Below are 25976 nucleotides of genomic sequence, written 5' to 3'. Positions count from 1 at the left end.
TCGACTCACAGCCCGCCGCCGCTGGAGTCGAGCACCTGCTGCTGCTGCTCGGCGATGTCGTCGAGCGCCTCCTCGGGGTCCTTCGCCCCGTTGAGAGCAGCGTTGACGTTGGTGTTCTCGATGTCGATCAGCTGGGCGTACTCCGGCACGTTCCACATGTCGCGCATCCGGGACACCGAGTCGGCGTACACCTGGTTGAACGGCCCGGCCTCGAGGAACTCCGGGGACTCGAGCGCGTCGGTGCGCGCCGGCACACCACCGGCTGCGGCCCACTTCTTCTGGATGTCCTCCTGCTCGAACCACGTCATGAAGTTCAGCGCCTCGGCCTGCCGCTCGGAGGGGGCGTAGGCGGAGATGTGCATGCCCATCCCGCCGAGCGGCACGACGTCGGCGTCCTGCGTGGGCAGGGTGGCGAAGCCGAGCTTGTCGAGGATCTCGTCCTCGGTCCCGCCGAGTGTCGACTGTGCGGGGTCCACCAGGCCTCCGGCGGCGGCGATCCACTGGAACGCGATGCAGGCCTTGCCCTGCGCGACCGCGGCGTTGACCTCGTCGATGAACCAGTTGCCCGAGCCCTTGGCGGTCAGCGGCTTCATCTCGTTGACCAGGACGTCCATGGCCTTCTGGCCGGCCTCGTCGTTGATGACGCCCTCGATCGTCTTGTCCTCGGCGTTCCAGAGGTTGCCGCCGTAGACACCGTTGACCGTGTTGTACGTGACGGCTGCCGCGTCGGAGCCGTTGGCCTGGTGGAAGGCCAGGCCGCTCACGCCGGGGTTCTGCTCCTGGCACGTCCGGGCGGCGTCGATCATCTCGTCCCAGGTCTCCGGCGGCTCGTCGCCGATGAGGTCCTTGCGGTAGATCATCGTCCACGTGTCGCCGAGCAGCGGCAGGCCGTAGAGGCTCGCGTCCTCGTCGCGCTGGCCGGTCTCGGCCTGCGGGTACTGGCCGTAGGCGGCCAGGAGGTAGGGGTCGTAGGCGTCGACCTCGATGTTCTCGTCGACGAAGTCGGTGATGTCGAGGATGTTGCCGTTGGTCACCGCCTCGCCGATGTGCTGCGAGTCGAGGATCGGGATGTCGAAGTCGGTCTGGCGCGCGGCGAACTGGGTGAACATCGCGTCGTGCCAGTTGGCGTTGGGCACCGTGTTGACCTCGATGGTCACGTTGGGCCGCTCCTTGGTGTACTCCGCGTTGGCGAAGTCCTCCAGCGCCTGGGCCGGCGGCCACTCGAACCAGATGAAGCTGAGCGTCAGGGGGTCGTCGGTCAGCTCGGGGATCGTGGCGGGCGCCTTGGGTCCGCTCGCCGCCTCCGCGCTGCCCCCGCCACCGTCGTCATCACCGCCGCCGCAGGCCGCCAGGGCCGAGGCCACCAGGATCGCCGCCGTGGCCAGGCGTGCCGGCCGGCCGGGAAGGGACCTGCGTCCCGCTCGCTGTAGGTACCGCATCTGCTTCCTGCTTCCTGCTCGGGGTGGGGTGATCGGGTGGTGCTGGCTGTCCGAGACGTCCGAGAAGACGGGTGGGTGCTACCAGGAGGTGGCGACGTACTGGGCCTCCAGGAACTCGAGGAGCCCCTCGGTGCTGCCCTCGCGGCCGAGCCCGCTCTGCTTGGTGCCGCCGAACGGGGCGGCGGGGTCGGACACGAGTCCCCGGTTGAGCCCGACCATCCCGCTCTCGAGGCGCTCCGCGAGACGGAGGCCGCGGGCGAGATCGCGGGTGTAGAGGTAGCTGACCAGGCCGAGGTCGGTGTCGTTCACGACCGGCAGCAGGTCCTCCTCACGCTCGAAGCGCACGATGGGCGCGACCGGGCCGAAGACCTCCTCGTGGAGGACACGCGCGTCGGGTGGTACGTCGACGAGCACGGTGGGCGGGTAGAACGAGCCAGGACCGTCGGGCACCCGACCGCCGATCATGGCGCGGGCGCCTCGCTGGACGGCGTCGCGGACCAGCAGGTCGACCTTGCGCACCGCGTGGTCGTTGACGAGCGGTCCGCACTGGGTCGCCTCGTCGGTGCCGGGGCCGACGTGCACGTCACCCATCCGGGAGATGAGGCCCTCGACGAACGCGTCGTGGACCGAGGCGTGCACGTAGAACCGGTTGGCGGCCGTGCAGGCCTGGCCGCCGTTGCGCATCTTGGCGACCATCGCGCCCTCCAGCGCGGCGTCCACGTCGGCGTCCGCCAGGACGATGAAGGGGGCGTTGCCGCCGAGCTCCATCGCTGACTTGAGCACGTTGTCGGCTGCCGTGCGCAGCAGCACCCGGCCGATCTCGGTGGAGCCGGTGAACGACACCATGCGCGTGCGCCGGTCCGTCAGCATCGCCTCCACGACCGGGCCCGGGTGGGAGGTGGTGACGACGTTGAGCACGCCGGCCGGCAGCCCGACCTCCTCGAGGAGCGCGGCGACGGCGAGCGCGGTGAGGGGGGTCTCGGCCGCAGGCTTGAGCACGGCCGTGCAGCCTGCGGCGAGCGCCGGCGCGATCTTGCGGGTGGCCATCGCGGCCGGGAAGTTCCAGGGCGTCACGAGCACGCTGACACCGACGGGCTGGTAGGTCACCAGCAGTCGGTTGGCACCGCTGGGGGCGTGGCCCACCTGGCCGCGCAGCCGGACGCCCTCCTCGGCGTACCAGCGGAAGAACTCCGCCGCGTAGGTCACCTCACCGCGGGCGTCGGCGAGCGACTTGCCGTTCTCGAGGGCGATGAGGAGCGCGATCTCCTCGGCCCGCTCGTGCATGAGGTGGAACGCCTGCATCAGGAGGTCCGCCCGGTGGCGGGGCGAGGTCGCGGCCCAGCCGGCCGCGGCGCCGGCCGCCGCCTCGACCGCCGCGATGGCGTCGTCGGTGTCGGCGTCGGCCACGGTGGCGAGCACCGACCCCGTGGCCGGGTCGCACACGTCGAGCCGGCGCCCGCTGGCGGCGGGCCGCCAGGCACCGCCCACGTAGAGCTCGGTCGGGACGTCGATGACATCGGCGACCGGGCGCAGCACCTCGTCCACGACGGTCATCGCGCACCTCCCGTCGCGCCGAGGCCGGCGGGGGCGGGCACTGCGCGAGGTGGCACCGCCTCGCGCAGCGCCCGGCGGTCACCCGCGTGGGCGGCGCGGACGATGTGCTCGAGCGCGTCGACGTCGAGCGGCCGCGGGTTGTTGGCGACCAGCCGCTCGGCCCCGGACGCCTGCTCGGCGGTCCAGCGCAGCTGGTCGGCCGGGAGGCCGAGCTCGTCGAGTGTGGTGGGGATCCCCACCGAGGCCAGCAGGGCCGCGACGCGGTCGATCGCCTCGTCCGCGAGGTCCTCGGCCGACCACTCCGGCGAGGCACCCATCGCGACGGCGACGGCGGCGAGCTCGGGGACGCGGGCGGGGCGGTTGAACTCCATGACGTAGGGCAGCAGGGCGCCGACGCCCACGCCGTGGGGCGTGTGGGTGAGGGCGCCGACCGGGTACTGGATGGCGTGGGCCGCCGCCGTGCCCGCGGTACCGAGGGCGAAACCGCCCGCGGTCGCGCCGAGCATCATCGCCTCACGCGCCCCGACGTCGCCGGGCGTGGACCACGCGCGGTGGAGGCTGGCGGAGATCAGTCGTACGCCGAGCAGGGCGTAGGTGTCGGTCAGCTCGTTCTTGCCGACGAAGACGCGTTCGGTCGCCAGCTCGCTGGTCACCGGGCGCCGCACGGCGGTGAACGCCTCGACCACGTGCGACAGCGCGTCAGCCCCCGCGCTCGCGGTGAGCGGGGGCGGACACCTGACGGTGAGCTCGGGGTCGCACACGGCGGCGTGCGGGATGAGGTGGGGGCTGGAGATCCCCACCTTGCTGACGCGGTCCGGGTCGGTGAGCACCGCCACCGGCGTCACCTCGGACCCCGTGCCCGCCGTGGTGGGCAGCGCGACCACCGGGAGGACGGGCCCGGGCACCCGGAGCTCGCCGTAGTAGTCGGCGGGCGTGCCGCCGTGGGTCAGCAGCACCGCGACCGCCTTGGCCAGGTCCAGACAGCTGCCGCCGCCCATCCCGACCACGACGTCGGGTCCGGCTGTCGCTGCGAGCTCGGCGCACCGGATCACCTGGTGCACCGGGACGTCGGGCTCGACCTCGGCGTAGGACGTGACGTGCACGCCGGACTCCTCGAGGAGGCGGACGAGGTGGTCGAACTCGGGGGTGGCGCCGAAGCGCGCGTCGGTGCAGACGAGGGCACGGGAGCCCAGCGCCGAGACGACCGTCCCGAGCGCATGGCGCTGCCCGGCTCCGAACAGGACCTGGCGCGGACCGCGCAGGACGCCGAGCATGCTCATGAGGGCTCCGTGGTGAGGAGGGATGAAGCCTTGCCGTCGGACCCATTTCATATACGATCCGATTGGTGCGAGAGCATGAGCCACTACACCGGCCCCTGTCAACAGGTCCGGCCACGACACGTTGAGAGGTGACCAGGGATGGACCGCACCCGCGGACGCTTGGCCGACGAGGTCTACGACACGCTCCTCGGGCAGCTCATGTCGCTGCGCATCGAGCCCGGCTCGCGGGTCACGATCGACGCGCTCGCCCGCGAGCTGCGCGTCTCCCAGACCCCCATCCGGGACGCGCTCAACCGCATGGAGGCCGACGGCCTCGTGGTCCGGGTGCCCCACGCCGGTTACCGGATCCCGCCCCAGATCACGCGTGAGAGGTTCGAGGACATGGTGGAGATCCGCCTGCTCCTCGAGCCCGCCGCTGCCCGACATGCGGCCGAGCGCGCCTCGTTCGAGCAGGTCAGCAGCATGCGGCAGATGCTCGACGACATGGCCGAGCTCGTCGAGGGCGACCGCCATGTGGCGTACGGCGCCTTCGGCCTGCGCGACGCCGCCTTCCACGACCTGGTGGCCGACAGCGCGGGCAACCAGGTGGTGCGGGAGGCACTGGCCCGCCTGCACACCCACGTGCACCTGTTCCGCCTGCTCTACGACGCCGAGGTCACCTACCTCGCCATGGGCGAGCACGAGGAGGTCCTCGGCGCGATCGCCGCGCGCGACCCCGATGGCGCCGCCTACGCCATGCGGCGCCACATCCTGCTCTCGCGCGACCGCTTCCGGCGGCTGTTCGACGAGTCCGAAGAGGCGGGTCGGTCCGGACAGGGCCTTGACGGCGACACCGGTCCGCAGGAATCCTAGGCAGATCAAATCCGATCCGATCGGGTTGGCGGTCAGCCCACCCGCCCCAGAGTGCGAGGAGAACCCAGGTGCCCAGAGCGCTGCTCATGACCGGTGACGCCGCCGAAGAGCTCGACACCATGTATCCCTACTACCGCGTGCAGGAGGGCGGCTGGGACGTCGACGTGGCGAACCTGACGATGCGGGACGTCCAGCTGGTGATCCACGAGTTCGACCCCAACTGCGACGCCTACGTCGAGAAGAACGGCCGCAAGCTGCCGGTCGACGTCACCTGGGCCGAGGTCGACCTCGAGCGCTACGACGCGTTGATCATCCCCGGCGGTCGCGCCCCGGAGTGGATCCGGGTCGACGCCGACGTCCGTCGCATCACCGAGCACTTCTTCGCCCGCGACCTGCCCATCGCCCTGGTCTGCCACGGTGCCCAGGTGCCGGCGGTCTACGGCCTGTTGAAGGGCCGCAAGACGGCGTGCTTCCCGCCCATCACCGGCGACATGGAGAACGCCGGCGCCACGGTCGTCGACGCTCCTGACTGCGTGGACGGCAACCTCGTCTCGTGCCGCGGCTGGCCCGACATGCCGCAGTTCGGCCGGGCCATGATGGAGGTCTTCGACAAGTCCATCGGCGACGCGTCGGCATGACCACGACCGCATGACCTCGACCGCATGACCACGACCGCCGACGCTGCGGTGCTCGAGCACCGCAGCGTCGAGGTCGCCGGAAGCCTCGTGCACGTCGCGGAGACGGGCACCGGGCCTGCTGTGCTGCTCTTGCACGGCTCGGGCCCCGGCACCACCGGGGCCGGCGCCTGGACGACCACGGCCGTGGCGCTGGCGTCGTCACACCGCATCGTCGCCCCCGACCAGGCGGGGTTCGGCCGCACGCCGCTGCCTGACGGGACCACGGGCGGACTGCGCGTGTGGACCGAGCAGGCCGCCGGGTTGATGGACGCGCTCGCCGAGACGTCGTACGCCGTCGTCGGCCACTCGATGGGGGGCGCGGTCGCCCTCGCCCTCGCCGCCGCGCGGCCACGTCAGGTCACGCGCGTCATCGCCGTCGCGACCATGGGGGCCCCCGACGCCCCGCTCTCCAGCGACCTCAACGCGGTGTGGGCCGCCGCCCCTGGCGAGGCCGGTGCCCGCGACATGCTGGGCCGCCTCGTCCTCGACCAGTCGCTGGTCACCGACGAGGCGGTGCAGGCGCGCGCTGACGCGATGCGGGCCGGCGCGGAAGCGTTCGCGACCATGTTCCCCGCACCCCGCACCCGCTGGGTCGACGACCTGACCTTGTCGGCCGCCACCCTGGGCGCCGTGCGCGCCCCCGTGCTGCTGGTGCACGGCGCGCAGGACCGGCTCACGCCGCTGTGCACGGCCGCGCTGCCGATGCTCGACCACCTCAGCGACGTGCGCCTGCACGTCCTCGGCCGCTGCGGCCACGCGCCCCCGCTCGAGCAGCCCCCTGCGTTCCAAGAGCTGTTGCGGGGATTCCTGGCGCTCTGAGCCAGCGGCTGCTCAGAGGTTGATCGTGATGTCCGCGTCCTTGCGCAGGTCGTCGACGAGCGCCGTGGCCACCCGCCCGGTCTCCTGGCTGGTCGCCTGCTCCACGAGCTGGTCGCGCACCTGGGCGAAGGGCGGGAACTCCTGGCCACCGCCACCGGAGGCGGCCTGCTGCTGCTTGGCCTGGTCGTAGATCGCGCGCAGCTCCTTGTCGGTCGGCTCGATCGGGCCGTTCTCGTCGGCGACGAGCTGCTCGACCAGCGCCTGCGTCTCGACCTGCTCGCGCGCCTGGTCGGCGCTCACGCCCTGGGCCTCGACTGCCTCCAGCAGCTCCTCGGCGGACTTCATGCCGTTCTGCTCGGCGAGGTCGGTGAGCTCGGCGTCGACGGCCTCGTCGGTGACCTCGAGCCCACGCGACTCGGCCTCCTGCATGAGCAGCTCGGTGTCGACGAGGTTGTCGGCGGTCTGCTTGCGCAGGGCCTCCTCGTCGGGCTGCTCGCCACTCATCTGCGCCTGGGCGGCCGCCTGCTGGAAGGCCGCCTCGTAGATCGGGACGAACTCGTCCTTGGTCACCTCCTCGCCGTTGACCTCGGCCACCACGTCGGGGATGGCGTCGAGGTCGGGCTGGGGGCCCTCGGCGGCGTCGGCGGACGCGTCCGCCGACGGCGACGTGCTCGCCGAGGCGTCCTTGCCGGAGTCGGAGTCCGACGAGCCCGGGCCGACCATGTAGGCGGCGAAGGTGAGGGCGGCTGCGACCGCCAGGACGCCGACGGCGGCGAGGATGCGGGAGCTGAACACGGAGGTCTTCGTGGAAGTCATCAGCGTCGACGGTACGCACCCAACCTGAGCGCGGTCCTCAGGGTTCTCAGGTCGTGGCCGGGGTCATGACGCAGGTCACAGGTCGTCGAGGGAGTCGGGTACGACGAGCGCGTCCGGGTCCTGGCGCACCGGGAGCTGCGCGAGCGCCGTACGCACGAGCGTGAGGCGGGCCGCGACCGCCACCTTCTGGCGCAGCCGGCCCACACCGCTCTCACCGAGCGTCTGCTCCACGGCCGCCGTGATCTGGGCGTCGGTGAAGGTGGGCCGGGTGCCGGCGGGCACCTCGACGTCGGGCAGGGCCAGCAGCACCGGCAGCACCTGGCTCCCGACCGCCTCCAGCAGGTGGTAGCGGTCGATCTTGCTCATCGACTCCCACGCCGCCTCTCCCTTGGCGCGGCGGCCGACCTTGCCGCCGGCCACGATCTTGGCGGCGGCCGTGACGGCGACGGTCAGCTCGTGCTCGGTGAAGCGCATGGCTCCAGTGTGCCCCGTCACCGCGTGCGCTCACCGCGGAGGGGTGAGCCCCCGGAAGTGGCTCCCGACGACGTCGTCGGTGCGGGAGTAGTCGGTCGCGCTGGACTCGAGCAGCGTGACGACGGTTCCCACCGCGGCGTGGTCGACCGCGGTGTCGTACGCCGTCGGGCCGCCTCCAGCGCACCCCGCGCCCGCTCGAGGGCCACGCGGGTCAGCGACAACCCGTGCCGCAGCCCGGCGGCACGCCCCACGAAGGCGGTCGCCGCCGCCCCGGACCACACCGGCACGTCCTGGGCGTCGGCGAGATCGGTGCGCACGCCGAGCAGGTCGCGCGTCCCCGCCAGGAGGTCCTCGGCGCGTGCGCGGACGGCCGCCGCGTCGCCCGACACCAGGCGGGCGTACTCGATCTCCGGGTCGGTCACGACGCCTCCCGCGGCCTCAGGTCGAAGCGCCCCGTCGCACCGGGGTGCAGCGGCAGGTGCACGAGCTCGCCCTCGGTGCCGCCGACCAGCTCACAGGCGCCGGACGGCACGTCGCACGTCATCAGGGTGAGGGTGTCGTCGGGTCCGACCGCGTCGCCGTCACCCGGTCCGTCGACCGCGACACCGACCACGGTCGTGTCGTCGAGCCAGCGCGACAGCGTCCACCTGGCGGTGCCGGTGTTCGGCACGACCTCGTCCACCGAACGGGCCACGACGACGTCGCGCAGTCCGTCGCGCTGCTCGATGCGCCAGGAATCGTCCGGGCTCGCCAGCGGGTCGGCCGGGGCACCCGGGGGCTCCTCGCCCTCGAGCGCCCGGCCCTCGCCGGTCGCCAGGTCGTACGCCCAGTCGCCGTTGACCACCCGGGCCGCGACCTCCTGGTCGGTGATCCCGAGGATCTCCACCTCCGCCTCCAGCAGGTGGTCGACGGGGTCGTCGATGCCCGAGGTGTCCATGCCGTCCTCCGAGGTGGTCTCCTTCCCGGAGGAGAGGTCGAACAGCCGCATGACCGCGCTGCCCTCGTCGGTGTCGGCGTCGAGGACCGCCAGTGCACCCCCGTCGGGCGAGACGGCCACCCCGGTGCCGGCGACGGACAGCCCGGTGTCCTCGGCCTCGCTCCCCGGGGCCGCGAACCACAGTGGGGCGTCGGTGAAGGTGACGTCGTCGTCATCGCCCTCGGCCGGGACGAAGAAGACCCCGTCGCCCCCGACCAGGAACGCGCGCACCGGGGTGCCGGTGTCCACCGTGGTCCCGTCGGCGAGGTGCACCGTGGACCCGGCGGCCCACGCCAGTCCCTCCGTCGCCACCGGGGCGCGGGAGGTGCGCCAGGCAGCGGAGTCGTCGAGGGCCGGCTCGTCGCCGGCGCAGCCGGCCATCGCACCGGCGAGCACTGCCAGTGCGAGCGCGGCCGCTCCCCGTGCCGTCCCCCGTGCGGTCATGCGGTGATCGTGCCACCCCCGTGGCCGCCTCGAACCCGTCCGGTCATCCTTGTCCTCGACCCGCCCCGCCCTGGAGGACCCCGTGCGCCTGCCCGACCTGACCCCTGCCCAGCTCGACGGGGCGCAGCGCGCCCTGCGCACGCGCATCGTGGGCGGGCCGCGGGGCAGCGGTCCGCAGCACTTCCCCCTGGAGCGCGAGGACGGCTCCTTGACCGGTCCGTTCGGCGTGATGCTGCACGAGCCGGCGCTCGGGGCGCCGCTGCAGGAGCTGGGGTCGGCGATCCGCTACCAGTCCGGCCTCAGCGCCCGCACGCGAGAGATCGCGATCCTCGCCGTCGCCGCCGCGACCGGCAGCGCGTTCGAGGCCTGGGCCCACGAGCGGGTCGGACGAGCCGTGGGGCTGACCGAGGCGGAGGTGGCCGCGCTCGCCGACGGCTCGTTCACCTCCGGCGACCCCCACGAGGCGGCCGCCCACGCCTTCTGCCTCAGGCTGCTCGACGGCGCGGGTCCGGGCGCGCGCCTCGACGACGAGGCCTACGCCGCGTACGCCGCCGCGCTGGGCACCACGACGATGACCGAGCTGGTCGTGCTGGTCGGCTACTACCGCACGCTCGCCCAGCTGCTCGACGTGTTCGACGTGGGGGTGCCCGGCGATCAGTAGTGGGCGGTCATCACGTGCTTGATGCGGGTGTAGTCGTCGAAGCCGTAGCCGGACAGGTCCTTGCCGTAGCCCGACGCCCCGAACCCGCCGTGCGGCATCTCGGAGACGAACGGGATGTGGGTGTTGACCCACACGCAGCCGAAGTCGAGCTCGCGGGTGAGCCGGTCGGCGATCCCGACGTCGCGGGTCCACACGCTCGCGGCCAGGCCGTAGGGCACGCCGTTGGCCATCGCGACCGCGTCGGCCTCGTCGTCGTACGACTGCACGGTGAGCACCGGACCGAAGACCTCCTCCTGCACGATGCGGTCGTCCTGCCGCACGCCGGTGACGACCGTCGGCGCGAAGAAGAAGCCCGCCTCGCCGTGCCGGGCTCCGCCCGTGCGGACCGTCGCGTGGTCGGGAAGCCCGGCGAGGAACGCCTCGACCTTCGCGAGGTGGGTGGCGTTGTTGAGCGGGCCGTAGTCGGCGTCGGTGTCCGACGGCGGCCCGGGGCGGGTGCCCTCCGCCTCTTTCACGAGCAGGTCGACGAGCTCGTCGTGGACGCTGGCGTGCGCGACGACGCGCGTCGCGGCGGTGCAGTCCTGGCCGGCGTTGAAGTAGGCCGCGGCGGCGATCATCTCGGCGGCTCGCGGCAGGTCGGCGTCCGGCATCACGACCGCGGGCGCTTTGCCGCCGAGCTCGAGGTGCACGCGCTTGAGGTTCTTCGCCGCCGAGAGCGCGACCTCCGTGCCCGCCCGCACGGAGCCGGTGATCGCGACGAGGCCGGGGGTCGGGTGCTCGACGAGGTGGCGACCGGTGGAGGCGTCACCGTTCACGACGTTGAGCACCCCGGGCGGCAGGATCGCGCCGGCGATCTCGGCGAGCAGCACCGTCGAGCGCGGCGTGGTGTCGCTGGGCTTGAGCACGATGGTGTTGCCGGCGGCGAGGGCGGGCGCGATCTTCCAGATGGCCATCGCGAAGGGGTAGTTCCACGGCGTCACCTGCCCGACGACGCCGATGGGTTCGCGCCGGATGGCGGACGTGTGGCCCTCGAGGTACTCCCCCGACGACTTGCCCTCCAGCAGCCGGGCAGCGCCGGCGAAGAAGCGCAGCTGGTCGACGCCCTGGTCGACCTCCTCGCTCGCGACGTAGCGCACCGGCTGGCCGGTGTCGCGGGCCTGGACCTCGCTGATCTCGTCGCGCCGCTCGGCGATGGCGGTGGCGAGGTCGAGGAGGTGGGCCTGCCGCGCGCCCGGCGTGAGGCGCTTCCACGAAGCCGAGGCGCGCTCCGCGGCGGCGTACGCCCGGTCGACCTCCTCGGGCGTCGAGATCGGCGAGCGGCCGTCGGGCAACCCGGTGACCGGGTCGACGAGGTCGATGAAGTCGGTGGTGTCCGACGCGACGAGCTCGCCGTCGACGAAGTTGCGGATCGTCTCGCTCATGGTGCTCCTCGTGAGGCCTGCGGTCAGGCGACGTAGATCTTGCGGATGGTCTCGTGGACGACCCAGGTGGTGCGCTCCCCGGCCCGGAGTCGTACGACGCTGCCCGGGCCGAGGTCGACCTGCTCGCCGTCGTCGGCGAAGGACACCGTGCCGGAGCCCGACAGCACCACGAACACCTCGTCGACCTCGACGTCCGTCGCGGTGCCGGGGGTCATCTCCCACACGCCGACCTCCACCCCCGACACGGCGGCGAGCGCGCGCGAGCCGGCCTCGGGGGCGCCGTCGACGACGGTGCCGGGGTCGAGCGGGGTGGTCGGCACGGCGGCGGCGACGTCCAGCACACGGGTGGTCACGCGGGTCATGTCGAGCATCGTGCCCAGCGCCGGGGCACCGGCGGACCGACGATCTGTCGTCACTTCGCCCGCCCACCCAACAGTTCGTCTGCCACGAGCGCGACGTGCAGCGAGACGCGGACGTCGGGGTCGTCGAGGTCCGCGCCGAGGACCGACTCGATCCGCGCCAGCCGGTCGTAGAACGCGGCCCGCGACAGGTGCAGGCTCGCGGCGGCCTCGGTCTTGCTGGCGGGGTGAAGCAGCAGGGCGCGCAGCGCGGCGAGGAGCTCGGTGCGCGAGCCGTCGGCACGGTCGTGCTGCTGCAGCGGCCCGAGCTCGCGCTCGACGAAGAGGCGCACGCGCTCGTCCTCGCCGAGCAGGGCCAGCAGCCCGCGCAGGTGCAGGTCGGCGAGGCGGTGCACGTCGGGGTCCTTCCCGCGCCGGGCCTGCGGGACGGCGTCGGCGACCTGCCCGGCCTCCGCGACCGTCCGGGCCACGCCGGTGCGGTCGGGCACGGTGCGGCCCGCGGCGACCACGACCTCGTGGTGCGCCAGCACGCGCGCGGCCAGCCGGTCGACCAGGTCGTCGGCGTCCGCGCCGGGCGAGGTCGAGACCAGCACGCGCAGGTCGCGCTCCACCTCGCAGACCAGCGCCGGGAGCCGGAGCGCATGGGCCGCGCGGACGACGGTGGCGGCCACCTCGTCCAGGTCGACCGGAGGCACGGCCCCGACCCGTCCGCGTACGACGACGCCGGTGAGGCTGCGCCGGTGCACCGGGAAGCCCGCCAGCTCGCAGCGGCGCCCCACCTCGTCGGCGCCGGCGTCGTCGGAGCCGCGACCCTCGGCCAGGCCGGTGAGCAGCTCGAGGTGGGTGCGGCGCATGAGCGTGCCGCGGTCGCGGTCGTGCAGCCGGTGCAGCGCGAGCGCCGAGGCGGCCCGCTCGGCGACGGCGACCAGCCGCTGCGACGGCGCGTCCGGCGACCCGATGACGAGGCGGCCCCAGGCCCGGTCGGTGGTGCCGAGACGGGTCACCAGCCAGCCGTTGGCGGCGTCCCAGCCGGTGCGGCCGGCCACCTCGACGCGCCTCGAGCGCGCCGGCCAGCCGTCGAGGAAGCCGTCGTCCGCGTCGGGTCCGGAGAAGTAGTCGAGCGGCCGGTGCTGCGCGTTCTCGACGACGACGGGCGCGTCGGCCAGGCGCTGCACGGCACGGAGGATGTCGACGGGGCTGGCGAGGTCGTTGCTGAGCTCGGTGAAGGTCTCGTGCACGCGCTGGGCCTCGCGGAGCTCGGCCAGCTGCTGGTCGACGACGCGCTCGCCGATCTCCTGGGCCAGTGCCGCGAACCGGGTCTCGCGGGCCAGCACGACCAGCGGGAGGCCGTGCCGCTCGCAGGCGGCGACGAGGGCGTCCGGCAGCGCGTGCTCCCATCGCCGGCCGAGCTCGACGACGACGCCCGCGCTGCCGACGTCGGCGAGCTCGTCGACGAACGACGCCAGTCCGGCGGCGTCGTCGTCCTCCGGCAGACCAGTGCCCATGGTGAGCAGCAGGTCGCCCGCGCGCAGCAGCTGGCGCACGTCGGGGCGTTCGGTGGCGTGCACCCAGCGGATCGCCCGGTCGGTCCCGGCGACGCCGGCGACGACCTCCGGGGCGGCGCGGCGGAAGGTGGGCAGCTCCAGCGCCTCGCGGAGCGTCACCCCCGGCGTCACGTCCACCACGGCCTCGCCCTCCTCACCGACGCAGCCTACGCGTGAGCAGGGTGACGATGTGTCCGGCAGACGTGGCCGATGCCGACGATCCGACACCCGCCCCGACGTCGTACGACGAGCAGGATGGCGCCATGACGGACAACGCTGCCGAGATCGTGCACTGGGTCGACGGCTCCCCCCTGACCGGCTCCCCGACCGGCTGGGCCGACGTCACCAACCCCGCCACCGGGCAGGTCACCGGCCGCGTCGCTCTGGCGAGCGAGGCCGACGCCACCCACGTGATCGCCGCCGCCTCGCGCGCCGCGAAGAGCTGGGGCACGACCTCGCTGGCTCGGCGTACCCAGGTGCTCTTCGCCTTCCGCGAGCTGCTCAACAGCCGCAAGGGGGAGCTCGCCGCGATCATCACGAGCGAGCACGGCAAGGTGCACTCCGACGCCATGGGCGAGATCTCGCGTGGCCTGGAGGTCGTGGAGTTCGCGTGCGGCATCGCGCACCTGCTCAAGGGCGGGCACAGCGAGGAGGCCTCGACCGCGGTCGACGTGCACTCCAAGCGCGTGCCGCTCGGCGTGGTGGGCATCATCAGCCCGTTCAACTTCCCCGCGATGGTGCCGATGTGGTTCTTCCCCATCGCGATCGCCGCCGGCAACACCGTCGTGCTCAAGCCGAGCGAGAAGGACCCCAGCGCGGCGAACTGGCTGGCCGCGCTGTGGCAGGAGGCCGGGCTGCCGGACGGGGTCTTCAACGTGCTGCACGGCGACAAGACCGCCGTCGACGCGCTGCTCACCAGCCCGGAGGTGCAGGCGATCAGCTTCGTCGGCTCGACCCCGATCGCGGAGTACGTCTACGAGACCGCGAGCCGCCACGGCAAGCGCGTCCAGGCCCTCGGCGGCGCGAAGAACCACATGGTCGTGCTGCCCGACGCCGACCTCGACCTCGCCGCGGACTCGGCGGTCAACGCGGGGTACGGCAGCGCGGGCGAGCGCTGCATGGCGATCAGCGTGCTCGTCGCGGTCGACCCGATCGGAGACGAGCTCGTCGCCCGGATCGCCGACCGCACCCGCACGTTGCTCATCGGCGACGGCGGCAGGTCCGCGACGGGCGAGGACCCGTCCGGCAGGGAGGCCGACATGGGCCCGCTCGTGACCAGGGCGCACCGTGACCGGGTCAGCTCGTTCATCGCCTCCGGCGAGGCCGCCGGCGCGAAGGTCGTCGTCGACGGCCGCGACGTCGCCGCCCGAGGCGGGGAGGAGGGCTTCTGGCTCGGTCCGACGCTCTTCGACGAGGTCACCCCCGACATGGACGTCTACCGCGAGGAGATCTTCGGCCCCGTGCTGTCGGTGGTCCGCGTCGGCACCTACGAGGAGGCCGTCGCGCTGGTCAACGCCAACGAGTACGGCAACGGCACCGCGGTGTTCACCAACGACGGCGGCGCGGCTCGCCGCTTCGAGGCCGACGTGAGGGTCGGGATGATCGGGGTCAACGTGCCCGTCCCGGTGCCGGTCGCCTACTACTCCTTCGGCGGCTGGAAGCGCTCGCTCTTCGGCGACACCCACGCCCACGGCACCGAGGGCGTCCACTTCTTCACCCGCGGCAAGGTCGTCACCACCCGGTGGATCGACCCGGCCAACCGCCCCGAGGGCGGCCTCGAGCTGGGGTTCCCGCGCAATGACTGACCTGATGAGCAGCACCAGCGACCTCGGCAGTGACTTGTCGGACACGTACGACGCCGGGCGGGCCTACGAGCTCGACCGCGCGCACGTCTTCCACTCCTGGTCGGCCCAGGCCGAGATCAGCCCTATGGTCATCACGCGCGCCGAGGGCAGCCACGTGTGGGACGGCGACGGGAAGCGCTACCTCGACTTCTCCTCCCAGCTCGTCTTCACCAACCTCGGTCACCAGCACCCGCGCATCGTGGCCGCGATCCGGGAGCAGGCCGAGCACCTGTGCACGATCGCCCCGGCGATGGCCAACGGCACCCGCTCCGAGGCCGCCCGCCTGGTCGCGAGCCACACCCCCGGCGACCTCGACCACGTCTTCTTCACCAACGGCGGCGCCGACGCCAACGAGCACGCCGTACGCATGGCGCGGCTGCACACCGGCCGGCACAAGGTGCTGACCACCTACCGCAGCTACCACGGCGGCACGCACCTCGCGGTCAACATGACGGGTGACCCGCGCCGGTGGGCCAGCGACCACGGCTCGGCCGGCACGGTGCACTTCTTCGGGCCGTTCCTCTACCGCAGCCCGTTCCACGCGACCACCGAGGCCGAGGAGTGCCAGCGCGCGCTGGAGCACCTCGACCAGGTCGTCGCGCTCGAGGGCCCGGCCACGATCGCCGCGATCGTCCTCGAGGCCATCCCCGGCACCGCGGGGATCATGGTCCCGCCCCCGGGCTACCTCGCCGGTGTGCGCGAGATCTGCGACCGCCACGGCATCGTGCTCGTCGCCGACGAGGTGATGTCGGGCTTCGGGCGCGCCGGTCGGTGGTTCGCCGTGGAGCACGGCGGCGTCACCCCTGACCTCCTGACCTTCGCCAAGGGCGTGAACTCCGGCTACGTCCCGCTCGGCGGCGTCGCGATCAGCGACGAGATCCACGCGACCTTCGCGCACCGCGCCTACCCCGGCGGGCTGACCTACTCCGGGCACCCGCTCGCCTGCGCCGCGGCCGTCGCCACGATCCGGGCGATGGAGGACGACGACGTCGTCGGGCGGGCCGCCCGCCTCGGCGACGAGGTGCTCGGCCCCGGCCTGCGGGCGCTCGCGGAGATGCACGAGTGGATCGGCGAGGTGCGCGGCACCGGCGCCTTCTGGGCCGTCGAGCTGGTCAGCGACCGGTCGACGCGCGAGCCGCTGGCGCCGTATGGCGGGTCCAGCCCGCAGATGGGCGCGATCGTGAAGGGCTGCCAGGAGCGCGGCATGCTGCCGTTCAGCAACTACAACCGCATCCACGTCGTGCCGCCGCTGACCACGACCGACGACGAGGCGCGCGAGGGCCTCGACATCCTCGACGCCGCGCTGACGGCTGCGGCGGGGTGACAGCCCACCGCACCGCGTACGAGCGGCACGCCCCGGACCCGCGGCTCGTGGCGGAGTCGCTGGCGTCCAGCGAGCAGGCGGTGTTCTGGCTCGACGACGTCGGTGCCGCGCCGGCGTACGACCCGCTGACGGCATCGACGCGCGCCGACCTGACCGTCGTGGGCGGCGGGTACCTCGGGCTGTGGACGGCCGTGCACGCGAAGCGGCGCGACCCCGGTCGCCGGGTGGTGCTGCTCGAGGCCCAGACCGTGGGATGGGCGGCGTCGGGCCGCAACGGCGGCTTCTGCGACGCGTCGCTGACGCACGGCGAGGACAACGGGCGGGCGCGGTGGCCCGAGGAGTACGACGTCCTGGCGCGGCTGGGTGCCGACAACCTCGACGCCTTCGAGGCCGACGTGCGCGAGCTCGGCCTGGCCTGCGAGTGGGAGCGCACCGGCGCCCTGTCGGTCGCGGTCGAGGAGCACCAGGTCGACTGGTTGCAGGATGCCCCTGACGTCTTGGACCGCGAGCAGGTGCGGACCCGGATCGACAGCCCGCTCTTCCTGGGCGGGGCGTTCGAGCCCGACACGTCCGCGCTCGTGCACCCGGCTCGGCTCGCGCTGGGCCTGGCCCGGGCGGCCGTCGACCTCGGCGTCGAGGTCCACGAGCACTCGGCGGTGACGGGCTTACGCCGTGAGAGCGGTGCGGTGCAGGTCGCGACGGCCCGGGCCGTCGTGACGTCGGACCATGTCGTGCTCGCCACCGGCGTCCACCCGTCCCTGCTACGCCGCAACCGGCTCATGACTGTGCCGGTCTACGACTACGTGCTGGTCACCGAACCGCTCTCCACCGAGCAGCTGGCCTCCATCGGCTGGGCCGGACGGGAGGGCCTCGGCGACCTCGCGAACCAGTTCCACTACGCCCGCCTGACCGCCGACGACCGCATCCTGTGGGGCGGGTACGACGCCGTCTACCCGGCGGGCGGTCGGGTGCACGTCCGCCACGAGGACCGCCCCGAGAGCCATGCCCGGCTGGCCTCGCACTTCCTCGCGACCTTCCCGCAGCTCGAGGGCGTCCGGTTCACCCACCGCTGGGCCGGCGCGATCGACACCTCCACCCAGTTCGCGGCGTTCTACGGCACCACCCACGGCGGCCGGGTCGCCCACGCGGCCGGCTTCACCGGGCTCGGGGTGGGCGCCACCCGCTTCGCCGCCGACGTGCTCCTCGACCTGCTGGCAGGTCAGCCGACGGAGCGCACCGAGCTGCGGATGGTGCGCAAGCGCCCGCTCCCCTTCCCACCCGAGCCGCTCGCCTCCGCCGGTATCAACCTCACCCGCTGGTCGCTCGACCGCGCCGACCACCGCGAGGGTCGGCGCAACGTGTTCCTGCAGGCGCTCGATCGGGCGGGGCTGGGGTTCGACTCCTGAGCCGGCGTCAGCTGGCGCGTGACGGCGTGGGCCTCTCCTCCGACCGCTGCCACAGGCTGCGCAACGACGCGGCCAGCGCCGGTGCCTCGGCCCGGTGGGGCGGGTCGAAGTGATGACGGCGAGGGAAGACCTCGAGCCAGAAGTCGTCGAAGACGCGCGTCAGGCGCTCCGCCTCCTCGCGGAACTGGTCGGGGTTGCTCTGGGCTCCGAGAGCGAAGTACACGGGACGGTCGAAGCCTCGTAGTGCATCCCGATCGAGGTCGTAGGTCCGGAAGGCCTCGATGATCGCGCGTATGCCCTGGGGACGCCGCGCCATCCAGGGTGGCGGCGGTCCCGGTGGCGGAGCCGGGGGCTCCACCCCACGGCGCAGCTGGATCCGGACGAAGGCGGGCATCGACTCCTCCGGGGGCAGCGCTGCGAAGCGGCGGTACTCGGGCCACAGCGCCTGGTGGGCCCGGCTGGCGTCGTCCCAGTTGCCGGCCCACGCCGGCTCGAGCAGCGCGAGACTGGTGAGACGCTCGCCGTGCAGGGCGGCACACGCCAGCGCCACCGAACCGCCGGCGGAGTACCCGACCAGGTGGAACCGGTCCCACCCCCGCGCCCGGGCGGCCTCCAGGACGCCGGTCACTTCGACGTCCAGGGAGTATCCGGCCGGCGGGGTGTCGGCGACGTACACCTCCAGGTCCTTGGCGACCGCGTCCACGTCGACGCCGAGCTCGGCGAGCAGGCTGGCGAACGCGTCGGCTGCAGGCATCACGATCCCCGGCAGCAGGATGACTCGCCACGTCTCCATGCCAACAGGCTCCGCCGGTGCTGGCTCGCACGCAACCTCAGGGAGGATGCGGCTGAGTGCGACGATGAGTGGCACTCGCGTCCTGTCGGGAACGTCAGGGCGATCAGGGGGCAACCATTCGTGGCCTCCGACGCGTAGGAGTGGGATGGCGGAGAAGTCGGAGTTCGACGCCTTCGCTTCGGCGAGGTGGGGATCGCTGGTGCGGACGGCGTACCTGCTGACGCGGGACCAGGGCCACGCCGAAGACCTCGTCCAGGAGGCGTTGACGAAGCTGTGGTTTGCCTGGGACCGCGTCGACGGCGATCCGGGGCCTTATGCGCGACGGATCCTCGTGACGACGTACGCGTCATGGCGTCGGCGTCGGTGGTGGTCGGAGCTCGTCTCCGAGCGTGTCGGCGAGCTGCCCGCACCGAGCTCCGACACGGTCACGGACGTCGACATGTGGACCGCCATCGGCCGCCTTCCGCGAGGTCAGCGGGCGGTGCTCGTGCTGCGCTACTTCGAGGACCTGACGGAGTCCGAGACGGCTGAGACGCTCGGGTGCACGATCGGCACTGTCAAGAGCCAGCACGCCAAGGCGCTGCGCCGGCTCCGGATGGCTCGCATCGGCTCCGAGCCGAACCAGGAGGCGCAGGCATGAGTATCGAGATGGTTCGGAGGGTCCTGGCCGAGCGCGCCGAGGACGTCGCGAGCAGCGGTCCCGATCTGGCAGGTCTTCACGCCCGCGTGGCAACCGAGCGCCGCCGCCGTCGCGTGCGGTCCGCGTCAGCCTCGCTGGCAGTCGTTGTCGCACTGGTGGCCGGAGCTGTTCTCGGTGGGGGATTCGACAGCGGCACCCCCGATCCGGCGCCGGCACCTCAGCCCACACAGACCCGTGCTCCCGCCGCCGAATGGCCCCTGGGGCAGCCACTTCCCCACCGTCCGGACCAGGTTCACGTCGTCCCGACGCCGTACGACCGGGCGGATGTCCGGCCGGCGCGCGTCCTCGCGACTCTTCGCAACGACCCGGGCAGCTCGACCCTTCAATGGACGGTGGACCGAACCGCTGACATGACCTACGTCCAGGAAGCCTGCCGTGGCGCCACAGGCACCTGGCTGGTCGTTGACGGTGCCCGCGGCTCCAGCTCGACGACACCCTGCGGAGGGAGTGGCGGTCTTCAGGATCAGCCGATGCCCACGATGCCGTTCCTCGTGGACCACGGTGTGGTGCTGCCCGAGATTGGAGAGATGCTGAATGCCTTCGTCACCACTGCGGACCCGGCGGACGTGAGCGGGCCACGGGAAGCGGAGCGCGGCATCCCGCCTGAGACGAGCGCAGCCGTCGAGCTCGTCGTGTGGGGCCAGGACTTCGTGCCGGTCGCGACTCTCCTGGGACGTGGGGTGTCACCACTCGGTGTGGCAGCGGGACGGGACTGGTGGTTCACCTACGGTGTCGAGGCAGCCACGGGCGCCGACGACCTGGTGCTCGAGCTGCCGGCCTCGCCCGTTGACCGGGTGGTGCAGACGATGGCTGACTACGGTCGGTTCGACCCGCGCGGAACGATGCCGTTCGTGGAGATCCTGGTGGACGGTCGCAAGGTCGACCATCGATTCGATCCACCTCGGGTGAACTTCCAGGACGAGACCACGGCTTTCGTGCCGGCCGGCGAGCCCCACACGGTCGTCCTGGAGGTTGCCGAGGGAGAACCGGGCGACGTCGACTTCGGAGCGGCCGTCTTCGAGGCAGGTACTAGTAGATAGTCACGCGGGAAGATGTCGACGCCTGCGGGTGCCGACACCTTCAGTCGAGCGAGACCGGTACGCACGCAGTCTCATGGACGACGGCGGCGCTGGCGTCCGTGACCTGCCAGCGGAGGTAGTACGTCGTCCGGGGCAAGCCCTCGACCGCCGCCGGGACGAACGTCGTACCGCTGCGCGCATTCCCGGCGGTGTTGGTCGTCATCGTCGCCGTCCCGGGCACCGCCACCACCAGGTCACCGCAGTCGGGGTCGCTGTAGGCGTAGAGATTCATCACGTACGTCTGTCCCGGTTCCACGTCGTGCAGCAGGTACCGCTCCTGTGCATAGATCCGCGGACCTTGCGCGTGGATGTCGATCACCCACCCGTGCACCGACCCGTCGGCCACCGAGGACAGTGGGTACCGGGTGGTGTGGAACCCCTGGTCGGCCTGGGCTGGAATCGCGGGAAGCAGGAGCAGAAGGCCTGTCAGCGAGGCGAGACGGGCCAAAGGAGGCATGGGGGTCGCTCTGGTCAGGAGCAGACGCTTCACGAGGTTGTGCATGGGAGTGACCTTCAATCGGCACAGGAGCGTTGGGGGGCACGGGTTGACTGCTCCGCCTGTGGGGTGACGAACCGGAATCCCGGCTCGCCCTCGTGTGCGCTGACCGCGCAGGGGTCGTGCACTGCCAGCGTGCGACGCTCGGTGGCGGGTGTCATCGCCAGTGCGGGGGAGGTCCAGACCACCCACGATCGCGACCGGTCGGGTTGTGGGAGCTCGCACGGCAGGCGCGAGCGACAGTCACGCGTAGTAGAGGTCGACGCCGGCGGGTGCTTCGAGGATGATCCGGGCTTGTTCGGGGTGGATGCGGTGGGTGCCGGTGTGGTCGATGAGGAAGCCCATGTTGTGGGGGGTGAGCCAGACGTAGCGGCCTTCGCCGCACTGGCGTGAGCGGTAGCCGGCGTGGGTCTTCCAGCGGTGGTGTCGTCGGCCGAGGGGGCCGGAGTTGTGGGATCCGGTCTGGCCGGGCGGGGGATCTCGACCCTCGTCGCCGCTCTGGCCGTGGTCGTAGGGGGTGGGGTGGTCGAGGTCGACGTGGCGGCTGGTGGAGGTGGCGTAGGGCCAGTAGTCACCGCCGGTGACGAGGTGGACCTGGTCACGCAGCGACTCGGGGTGCTCGTAGGCGGTGTGGCGGACGCGGTCGGAGAGGTCCTTGACGGGCTGGACCGTGAGGTCGTGGCGACCCAGGAGCTCGACGAGCCGGGTCAGGGTGACCGGGCCTAGGCCCTCGACCCGCGCCACCCCTGCCACGCCGTCGACCCCGTCGAAGCCGTGCAGGGACGCCTCGTGCAGGTGGACGTGCAGCACCGCTTTGGGGGCGAGGGGTCGTACGTCGACCTCGCGCAGGGCGTCGAGGAGGTCGGCGGGGAACGCCAGCGCCCGGGAAAGCCCCCGCTCCGCTCCCGGCTCCAAACCCAACTGGCTGTCCTCAAGGTCGAGGTCGAGGTCCGGTTCCGGCTCGACGACATCCTCGGGCTCGGCCACGTCCTCGGTTTCGGTCTCGGCCACGTCCTCGGCCACGTCCTCGGCCACGTCCTCGGCCACGTCCTCGGGCTCGGGCGCGGGCTTGGGCGGGCTGTCGGTGTGTTCGAGGAGGAGGGTGAAGAGCTCGGCGGGGCGGGCGAGCCACCCGAAGGCGAGGGCGCGGAGCTCGTCGGGGTGGGCCTCGGGGTGGCGCGGGGCGAGGATCTCGGCCACGCGGTGCACGATCGCGTCGACCGCGGCGGCGTCGCCGGCCTCGAGGCGGGCGATGAGGGTGCGCAGGCCGTGCTCGTCGGTGCGGCCGAGGCCGACGTAGCGGCGGCGGCGTTCGGCCTCGCACCGCTCCTCGTGTACGGCGGGGTCGGCCTCGATGATCTTGGCTGCCGCGACGTCGAGGACCCGGCCGATGGCCTCGGTGGCGATCATCCGCGACACCGCGGAGTCGACCAGCCCGACGGTGTCGGCGCCGAGGTGGCGCGACAGCTTCGCGACCCGGCGGGCGACCCACACCTCGCACTCCCCGCGCCGGCAGACCGCCCAGGTGAGCGGGAGGCGGTGCTGCAGGTCGAGCACGTCGGCCAGGGCGTGCTGGGTCGCGGTCGCCCCGGCGCCGCGGGCGAGGGCGATCTCGCCGAGGCAGAAGTCCTGCACCCCCGGGGTGCCCTGTCCGCCGACCTGGCGCAGCACGTTGCCGATCCGGCGGGCGATGCGGCCGTCGGGGCCCTCGGTCGGGTCGGTGGAGTGGACCGCGGCCCAGGCGGCGAGCACCTCGAGCTTGTGGACCTCCGCCAACCTCGCGGCGTGCTCGGCCTCGGTCGCGGCGGCCAGCAGGCCGGTCGCGTCGAGGTCACAGAGGTCGCCGTTCATGAGTTCCACGCTAGACGTGACCACCGACACTCACCCCGCCAGATCACGCGTGGATCCACATGACGGACACCTATTTCCGACCATCTGATCGACGGTGAGGAGATGAGCCGCGTCGTGCTGAATCGCTTGAGCGCGACGTCCGACTGGGGACCGATGAACAGGTCGGCAGTCCGAGACTGCCGGGCGATGGACACCACGCGGCACGCGGAGGGATGCTGGCTCGATGGGGGCGCTGCCGCGGCCTGATGTCGCTCCCGGACCCCACCGGGAGCTCGTCGACGCGCTCCACGACCTGCACCACCACGCCGGATGGCCGAGCCTGCGCCGCCTCGCCGGACACAGTGGCGTCTCGCACACCACGGTGTCGAAGGTGTTCTCATCCCCTTCCGTCCCGACCTGGGGGACGCTCGAGCTGTTGGTCGAGGCGTTGGGAGGGGACGTCGCGCGCTTCCGCGACCTGTGGTTGGCGGCATCCGCCCCGGCGTCCCCCTCCGAGCCGCGCCTCATCGCCGGCCGGGTCGCCGAGCTCGCGACCGTGCGTCACCACCTCGAGTCCGGCTCCGGCCCGCTCCTCGTGACCGGCGAGGCGGGCATCGGCAAGACCACCCTCGTGACGACCGCCGTCGAGACCGCCGACGCCCGCGTCGTCGTCGGCCGGTGCCTGAAGCTGTCCGGGGAGGTGCCGCTGCTCCCGGTCATCGACGTGCTGCGCTCGATCCTGGGCATCGAGGACGGGGAGTGGCTCGAGCAGGCGCTGTCGGACTGTCCGGCCTACGTACGGGCGTCACTCGGCCGCCTGCTGCCCGAGCTCGACACCGTCTCGAACGGCACCCCGCACGACGACCCCTGGGGCCTGGAGAAGCTCTACCTCTCGATCACCACCGTCCTCGACGTTCTCAGTGCCGCGCACCCCGTGGCCGTGATCATCGAGGACGGTCACTGGGCGGACCGCAGCACGCTCGACCTCCTCACCCACATGACGGGCGCGCCGCCGCAGTGTCCGCTGGTCATCACGTGGCGAACGGGTGACCCCGACGTGCCGGGTGACCACAGCGAGTGGCTGTCGCGGGCCCGGTGGACCTCGGGCGTCCCCTCGGTGGACCTCGGCCCGCTGACGCCCGAGGAGACGGCGGAGCAGCTGAGGCTGCTGACCGGGTCGAGCGACGCCGCGGCGGCACAGCGCATCCACGCGAGGTCCGAGGGACTGCCCCTCTACACGGTGCAGCTGGCATCCAGCCCGGACGGAGCCGGTCTCCCCCAGCACCTCGCGGACCTGCTGGACCGACGCATCGGCGACCTCGACGACGACGCCTGGAGCGTGGCCAGCGTGCTGGGCGCGGCCGAACGCCGCATCGGCCCCGCACTGCTCAGGAGCGCGAGCGGGCTCGAGGCCGACCGGTGCGCCGTGGCCCTCCGTCGGCTGGCGCGGCGCAGGTTGCTGCGGACGGACACCTCGGACGACGCGGAGCTGGCGCACCCGCTGCTCGTGGATGCGGTCCGCCGTCGACTGCTGCCGGGCGAGGGCGCGCACGTCCACGGCCGGCTCGCGCAGGCCATGGCGGAGGAGCCCGGCGTGGAGCCGGCGGAGGTGGCCGACCACTGGCGCGCCGCCGGTCGCCCCGATCAGGAGGTCGGACCCCGGGTCGCTGCTGCGACCCGCGCCCATGACCGTTTCGCCCACCGCGAGGCGCTCGAGGCCTGGCTGCGGGTGCTCGAGCTGTGGGACGCCGGGAACCCCACGGACGGCATGGGGCTGTGGGACGTCCTGGCAGGGGCGCTCGAGTCGTCGATCGAGGTCGGGGACCTCGACACGTCCCGAGCCCTCGTCGCCCGGGCCGAGGGGCTCGACCTCCCGGACCGCCGGCGCGGCGCGATGCTCACGCTCGTCGGTGTCTTCCTCATCGACGACGGACAGGCGCCCGAGGGCCTCGCCCTCCTCGACGAGGCCCTCGCGCTGCTGGAACGACACGAGCCCTCGCCAGAGCTCGCCGAGGTGCTCGCGGAGCGGGTGAACTTCTTTCTGCAGTCCGGTCGGTACGACGACGTGAAGGCCGCCGTACGTCGTCGGCAGGAGCTCTTCGGCGCCGAGGACGCTCGGACCAGACGTCGTTGGGAGGCGTCATCGATCTGGCTCGCCGCCCATGACGGAGACCTCGACCAGGCCCTGGCGACCGCTCGGGACGTCCTCGGAGACCGGTACGCGGGACAGGATCCCTTCGCGGACCTGGTCATCGCCGCCAATGCGACCGGGGTCATGTCCTTCGCCAACGTGCCCCCTCGCGAGATCGAGGAGCTGGCCCGCAGCGCACTCCGAGAAGCGGATGCCAACAACCTGACCGAGAGCTACCCGTCCGTGATCGTGCGCATCAACATCGCTGTGCCCCACCTCAACACCGGCGACCTCGTCGGCGCACGAGACGCGCTGGCCCCCGTGACCAGCTCGGCCCCGAGCCTCAACACCGCCGACGCCCACGTCGTGCTGGCCGCCATCGAGCTGCGCGAGGGCCACCTGGACGCCGCGCTCGACCGGTGGCGGCGAGCGGACGCGCAGGTGTCCAACCACAACCAGAACTGGGCGGAGGGGGTGCACTGGCACGTCGAAGGCCTCATCTGGGCCGGCCGCATCGACCTGGCACTCGAGCTCCTCGAGGAGGCGATCGAGGTGTCGCTGCCGACCGAAGCGGTCTTCAACACGGTCCCGCTGCTGTGCCTGCGTGCTCGTGCGCTGGCCGACCAGCTGGACCGCGATGGCACCGCCCGCGCAGAGCGGGCCGCGGTCACCCAACAGCTCCGACGCCTCGCAGCCAGCGCGCCACGTGACCCGTTCGAGGCGCGGCCGCCCTACGCTGCGATGCCCGCGATGGGGCACCTCTGGCGGGCCGAGCTGGCCCGCGCCTGCGGCGACCCCGCGGTGCACCTGTGGGTCGCTGCAGCGGTCGCGTTCGACCGACTCGGCTGGCCGCACAACGCGGCGTACTGCCGGTGGCGCGCTGCCGGGTCAGCCCTGCAGCACGGGGAGGGCACCCGCGCCGCCCGTCTGCTGGCTCGCGCCGCTGCTCAGGCCCGCCACCATGCGCCGCTCTCGGCCGCGATCGCGGCGACGGCCACGACCCGAACGAGAGCCAGTGGTCATGCGACGTAGAGATGGACGCTCGCACCCACCTCGC

At 72.7% G+C, this 25976-nt stretch carries 23 protein-coding genes; 10 read left to right on the top strand and 13 right to left on the bottom strand.

Annotation, left to right across the window (positions count from 1 at the left end; genetic code table 11):
* Positions 1–5: 5 nt before the first annotated feature.
* From HOO61_RS06950 to HOO61_RS06940, 3 genes are all read right to left on the bottom strand, one after another.
* Complete coding sequence (locus HOO61_RS06950; RefSeq protein ID WP_172257869.1) at positions 6–1439, bottom strand: extracellular solute-binding protein; 1434 nt, start codon at positions 1437–1439, stop codon at positions 6–8.
* 78 nt (positions 1440–1517) lie between these two features.
* Positions 1518–2993 carry an NAD-dependent succinate-semialdehyde dehydrogenase gene (locus tag HOO61_RS06945; protein WP_172257868.1) on the bottom strand — a complete coding sequence of 492 codons (1476 nt, stop codon included), beginning with the start codon at positions 2991–2993 and terminating at the stop codon, positions 1518–1520.
* Positions 2990–4273, bottom strand: coding sequence for an iron-containing alcohol dehydrogenase (locus HOO61_RS06940; RefSeq protein ID WP_172257867.1), 1284 nt, complete (start codon positions 4271–4273; stop codon positions 2990–2992). Before HOO61_RS06940 ends, HOO61_RS06945 begins: the two co-directional genes overlap by 4 nt.
* Before the next feature lie 138 nt (positions 4274–4411).
* Here HOO61_RS06940 and HOO61_RS06935 point away from each other — a divergent pair, with 138 nt between their 5' ends.
* The 3 genes from HOO61_RS06935 (at position 4412) to HOO61_RS06925 (ending at position 6621) form a co-directional block, all read left to right on the top strand.
* A complete protein-coding gene (locus HOO61_RS06935) occupies positions 4412–5125 on the top strand; it encodes a GntR family transcriptional regulator (protein ID WP_172257866.1) in 714 nt (237 codons plus the stop codon).
* A 68-nt stretch (positions 5126–5193) separates the two neighbouring features.
* A complete protein-coding gene (locus tag HOO61_RS06930) occupies positions 5194–5763 on the top strand; it encodes a DJ-1/PfpI family protein (RefSeq protein WP_172257865.1) in 570 nt (189 codons plus the stop codon).
* A gap of 24 nt (positions 5764–5787) precedes the next feature.
* On the top strand, positions 5788–6621 hold the full coding sequence (locus HOO61_RS06925) for an alpha/beta fold hydrolase (RefSeq protein ID WP_216658576.1): 834 nt from the start codon (positions 5788–5790) through the stop codon (positions 6619–6621).
* A 12-nt stretch (positions 6622–6633) separates the two neighbouring features.
* Here the strand turns inward: HOO61_RS06925 and HOO61_RS06920 are convergent, their stop codons facing one another.
* The 4 genes from HOO61_RS06920 to HOO61_RS06905 form a co-directional block, all read right to left on the bottom strand.
* Entirely contained in the window at positions 6634–7437 is an 804-nt protein-coding gene (locus tag HOO61_RS06920) for a SurA N-terminal domain-containing protein (protein ID WP_172257864.1), read from the bottom strand.
* A 75-nt stretch (positions 7438–7512) separates the two neighbouring features.
* Positions 7513–7911 (bottom strand): hypothetical protein, encoded by a 399-nt coding sequence (locus tag HOO61_RS06915; RefSeq protein ID WP_172257863.1) that lies wholly within the window; start codon positions 7909–7911, stop codon positions 7513–7515.
* Between the two features lie 17 nt (positions 7912–7928).
* Positions 7929–8333, bottom strand: coding sequence for a hypothetical protein (locus HOO61_RS06910; protein WP_172257862.1), 405 nt, complete (start codon positions 8331–8333; stop codon positions 7929–7931).
* Positions 8330–9331, bottom strand: a complete 1002-nt coding sequence (locus HOO61_RS06905) for a hypothetical protein (RefSeq protein WP_172257861.1) — start codon at positions 9329–9331, stop codon at positions 8330–8332. Before HOO61_RS06905 ends, HOO61_RS06910 begins: the two co-directional genes overlap by 4 nt.
* Before the next feature lie 82 nt (positions 9332–9413).
* Here HOO61_RS06905 and HOO61_RS06900 point away from each other — a divergent pair, with 82 nt between their 5' ends.
* Positions 9414–9992 (top strand): carboxymuconolactone decarboxylase family protein, encoded by a 579-nt coding sequence (locus HOO61_RS06900; RefSeq protein ID WP_172257860.1) that lies wholly within the window; start codon positions 9414–9416, stop codon positions 9990–9992.
* Here HOO61_RS06900 and HOO61_RS06895 read toward each other — a convergent pair.
* Genes HOO61_RS06895 through HOO61_RS06885 form a run of 3 tightly spaced genes read right to left on the bottom strand, consistent with a single transcriptional unit; the run spans position 9986 to position 13457 of the window.
* Positions 9986–11413 (bottom strand): aminobutyraldehyde dehydrogenase, encoded by a 1428-nt coding sequence (locus tag HOO61_RS06895; RefSeq protein WP_172257859.1) that lies wholly within the window; start codon positions 11411–11413, stop codon positions 9986–9988. The two genes, HOO61_RS06900 and HOO61_RS06895, sit on opposite strands and share 7 nt — an antisense overlap.
* Positions 11414–11436: 23 nt before the next feature.
* On the bottom strand, positions 11437–11775 hold the full coding sequence (locus HOO61_RS06890; RefSeq protein WP_172257858.1) for a cupin domain-containing protein: 339 nt from the start codon (positions 11773–11775) through the stop codon (positions 11437–11439).
* A 50-nt stretch (positions 11776–11825) separates the two neighbouring features.
* Entirely contained in the window at positions 11826–13457 is a 1632-nt protein-coding gene (locus HOO61_RS06885; protein ID WP_367650051.1) for a PucR family transcriptional regulator, read from the bottom strand.
* Positions 13458–13579: 122 nt separating this feature from the next.
* Between HOO61_RS06885 and HOO61_RS06880 the strand changes: the two genes are divergently transcribed.
* From HOO61_RS06880 to HOO61_RS06870, 3 genes are read left to right on the top strand one after another with little or no spacing between them, the layout of a single operon-like run.
* Positions 13580–15121: a CoA-acylating methylmalonate-semialdehyde dehydrogenase gene (locus tag HOO61_RS06880; protein ID WP_172257857.1), complete on the top strand. Its 1542-nt coding sequence runs from the start codon at positions 13580–13582 to the stop codon at positions 15119–15121.
* A gap of 4 nt (positions 15122–15125) precedes the next feature.
* Complete coding sequence (locus tag HOO61_RS06875) at positions 15126–16484, top strand: aspartate aminotransferase family protein (protein ID WP_216658575.1); 1359 nt, start codon at positions 15126–15128, stop codon at positions 16482–16484.
* Complete coding sequence (locus HOO61_RS06870) at positions 16481–17890, top strand: FAD-dependent oxidoreductase (RefSeq protein ID WP_172257855.1); 1410 nt, start codon at positions 16481–16483, stop codon at positions 17888–17890. The genes HOO61_RS06875 and HOO61_RS06870 overlap by 4 nt, the downstream gene beginning before the upstream one ends.
* A gap of 7 nt (positions 17891–17897) precedes the next feature.
* Here HOO61_RS06870 and HOO61_RS06865 read toward each other — a convergent pair whose 3' ends face one another.
* Positions 17898–18683: an alpha/beta fold hydrolase gene (locus HOO61_RS06865; protein ID WP_172257854.1), complete on the bottom strand. Its 786-nt coding sequence runs from the start codon at positions 18681–18683 to the stop codon at positions 17898–17900.
* A 145-nt stretch (positions 18684–18828) separates the two neighbouring features.
* Between HOO61_RS06865 and HOO61_RS06860 the strand changes: the two genes are divergently transcribed.
* Entirely contained in the window at positions 18829–19323 is a 495-nt protein-coding gene (locus tag HOO61_RS06860; RefSeq protein WP_172257853.1) for a SigE family RNA polymerase sigma factor, read from the top strand.
* On the top strand, positions 19320–20423 hold the full coding sequence (locus HOO61_RS06855) for a hypothetical protein (RefSeq protein WP_172257852.1): 1104 nt from the start codon (positions 19320–19322) through the stop codon (positions 20421–20423). The genes HOO61_RS06860 and HOO61_RS06855 overlap by 4 nt, the downstream gene beginning before the upstream one ends.
* Positions 20424–20463: 40 nt before the next feature.
* Here the strand turns inward: HOO61_RS06855 and HOO61_RS06850 are convergent, their stop codons facing one another.
* Complete coding sequence (locus HOO61_RS06850) at positions 20464–20808, bottom strand: hypothetical protein (protein WP_172257851.1); 345 nt, start codon at positions 20806–20808, stop codon at positions 20464–20466.
* A 393-nt stretch (positions 20809–21201) separates the two neighbouring features.
* Positions 21202–22809, bottom strand: coding sequence for a hypothetical protein (locus HOO61_RS06845; RefSeq protein ID WP_172257850.1), 1608 nt, complete (start codon positions 22807–22809; stop codon positions 21202–21204).
* A gap of 223 nt (positions 22810–23032) precedes the next feature.
* On the opposite strand from HOO61_RS06845, the gene HOO61_RS06840 reads away from it, so the two are divergent.
* On the top strand, positions 23033–25951 hold the full coding sequence (locus HOO61_RS06840) for an AAA family ATPase (RefSeq protein WP_172257849.1): 2919 nt from the start codon (positions 23033–23035) through the stop codon (positions 25949–25951).
* Positions 25952–25976 lie beyond the last annotated feature (25 nt).

Origin of the sequence: Nocardioides sp. zg-1230 (assembly GCF_013155335.1) — a bacterium.
In the GTDB taxonomy this organism is placed as follows: domain Bacteria; phylum Actinomycetota; class Actinomycetes; order Propionibacteriales; family Nocardioidaceae; genus Nocardioides.
Note: the sequence above shows the minus strand (reverse complement) of the source record. Positions and strands in the feature narration are given on the sequence as shown.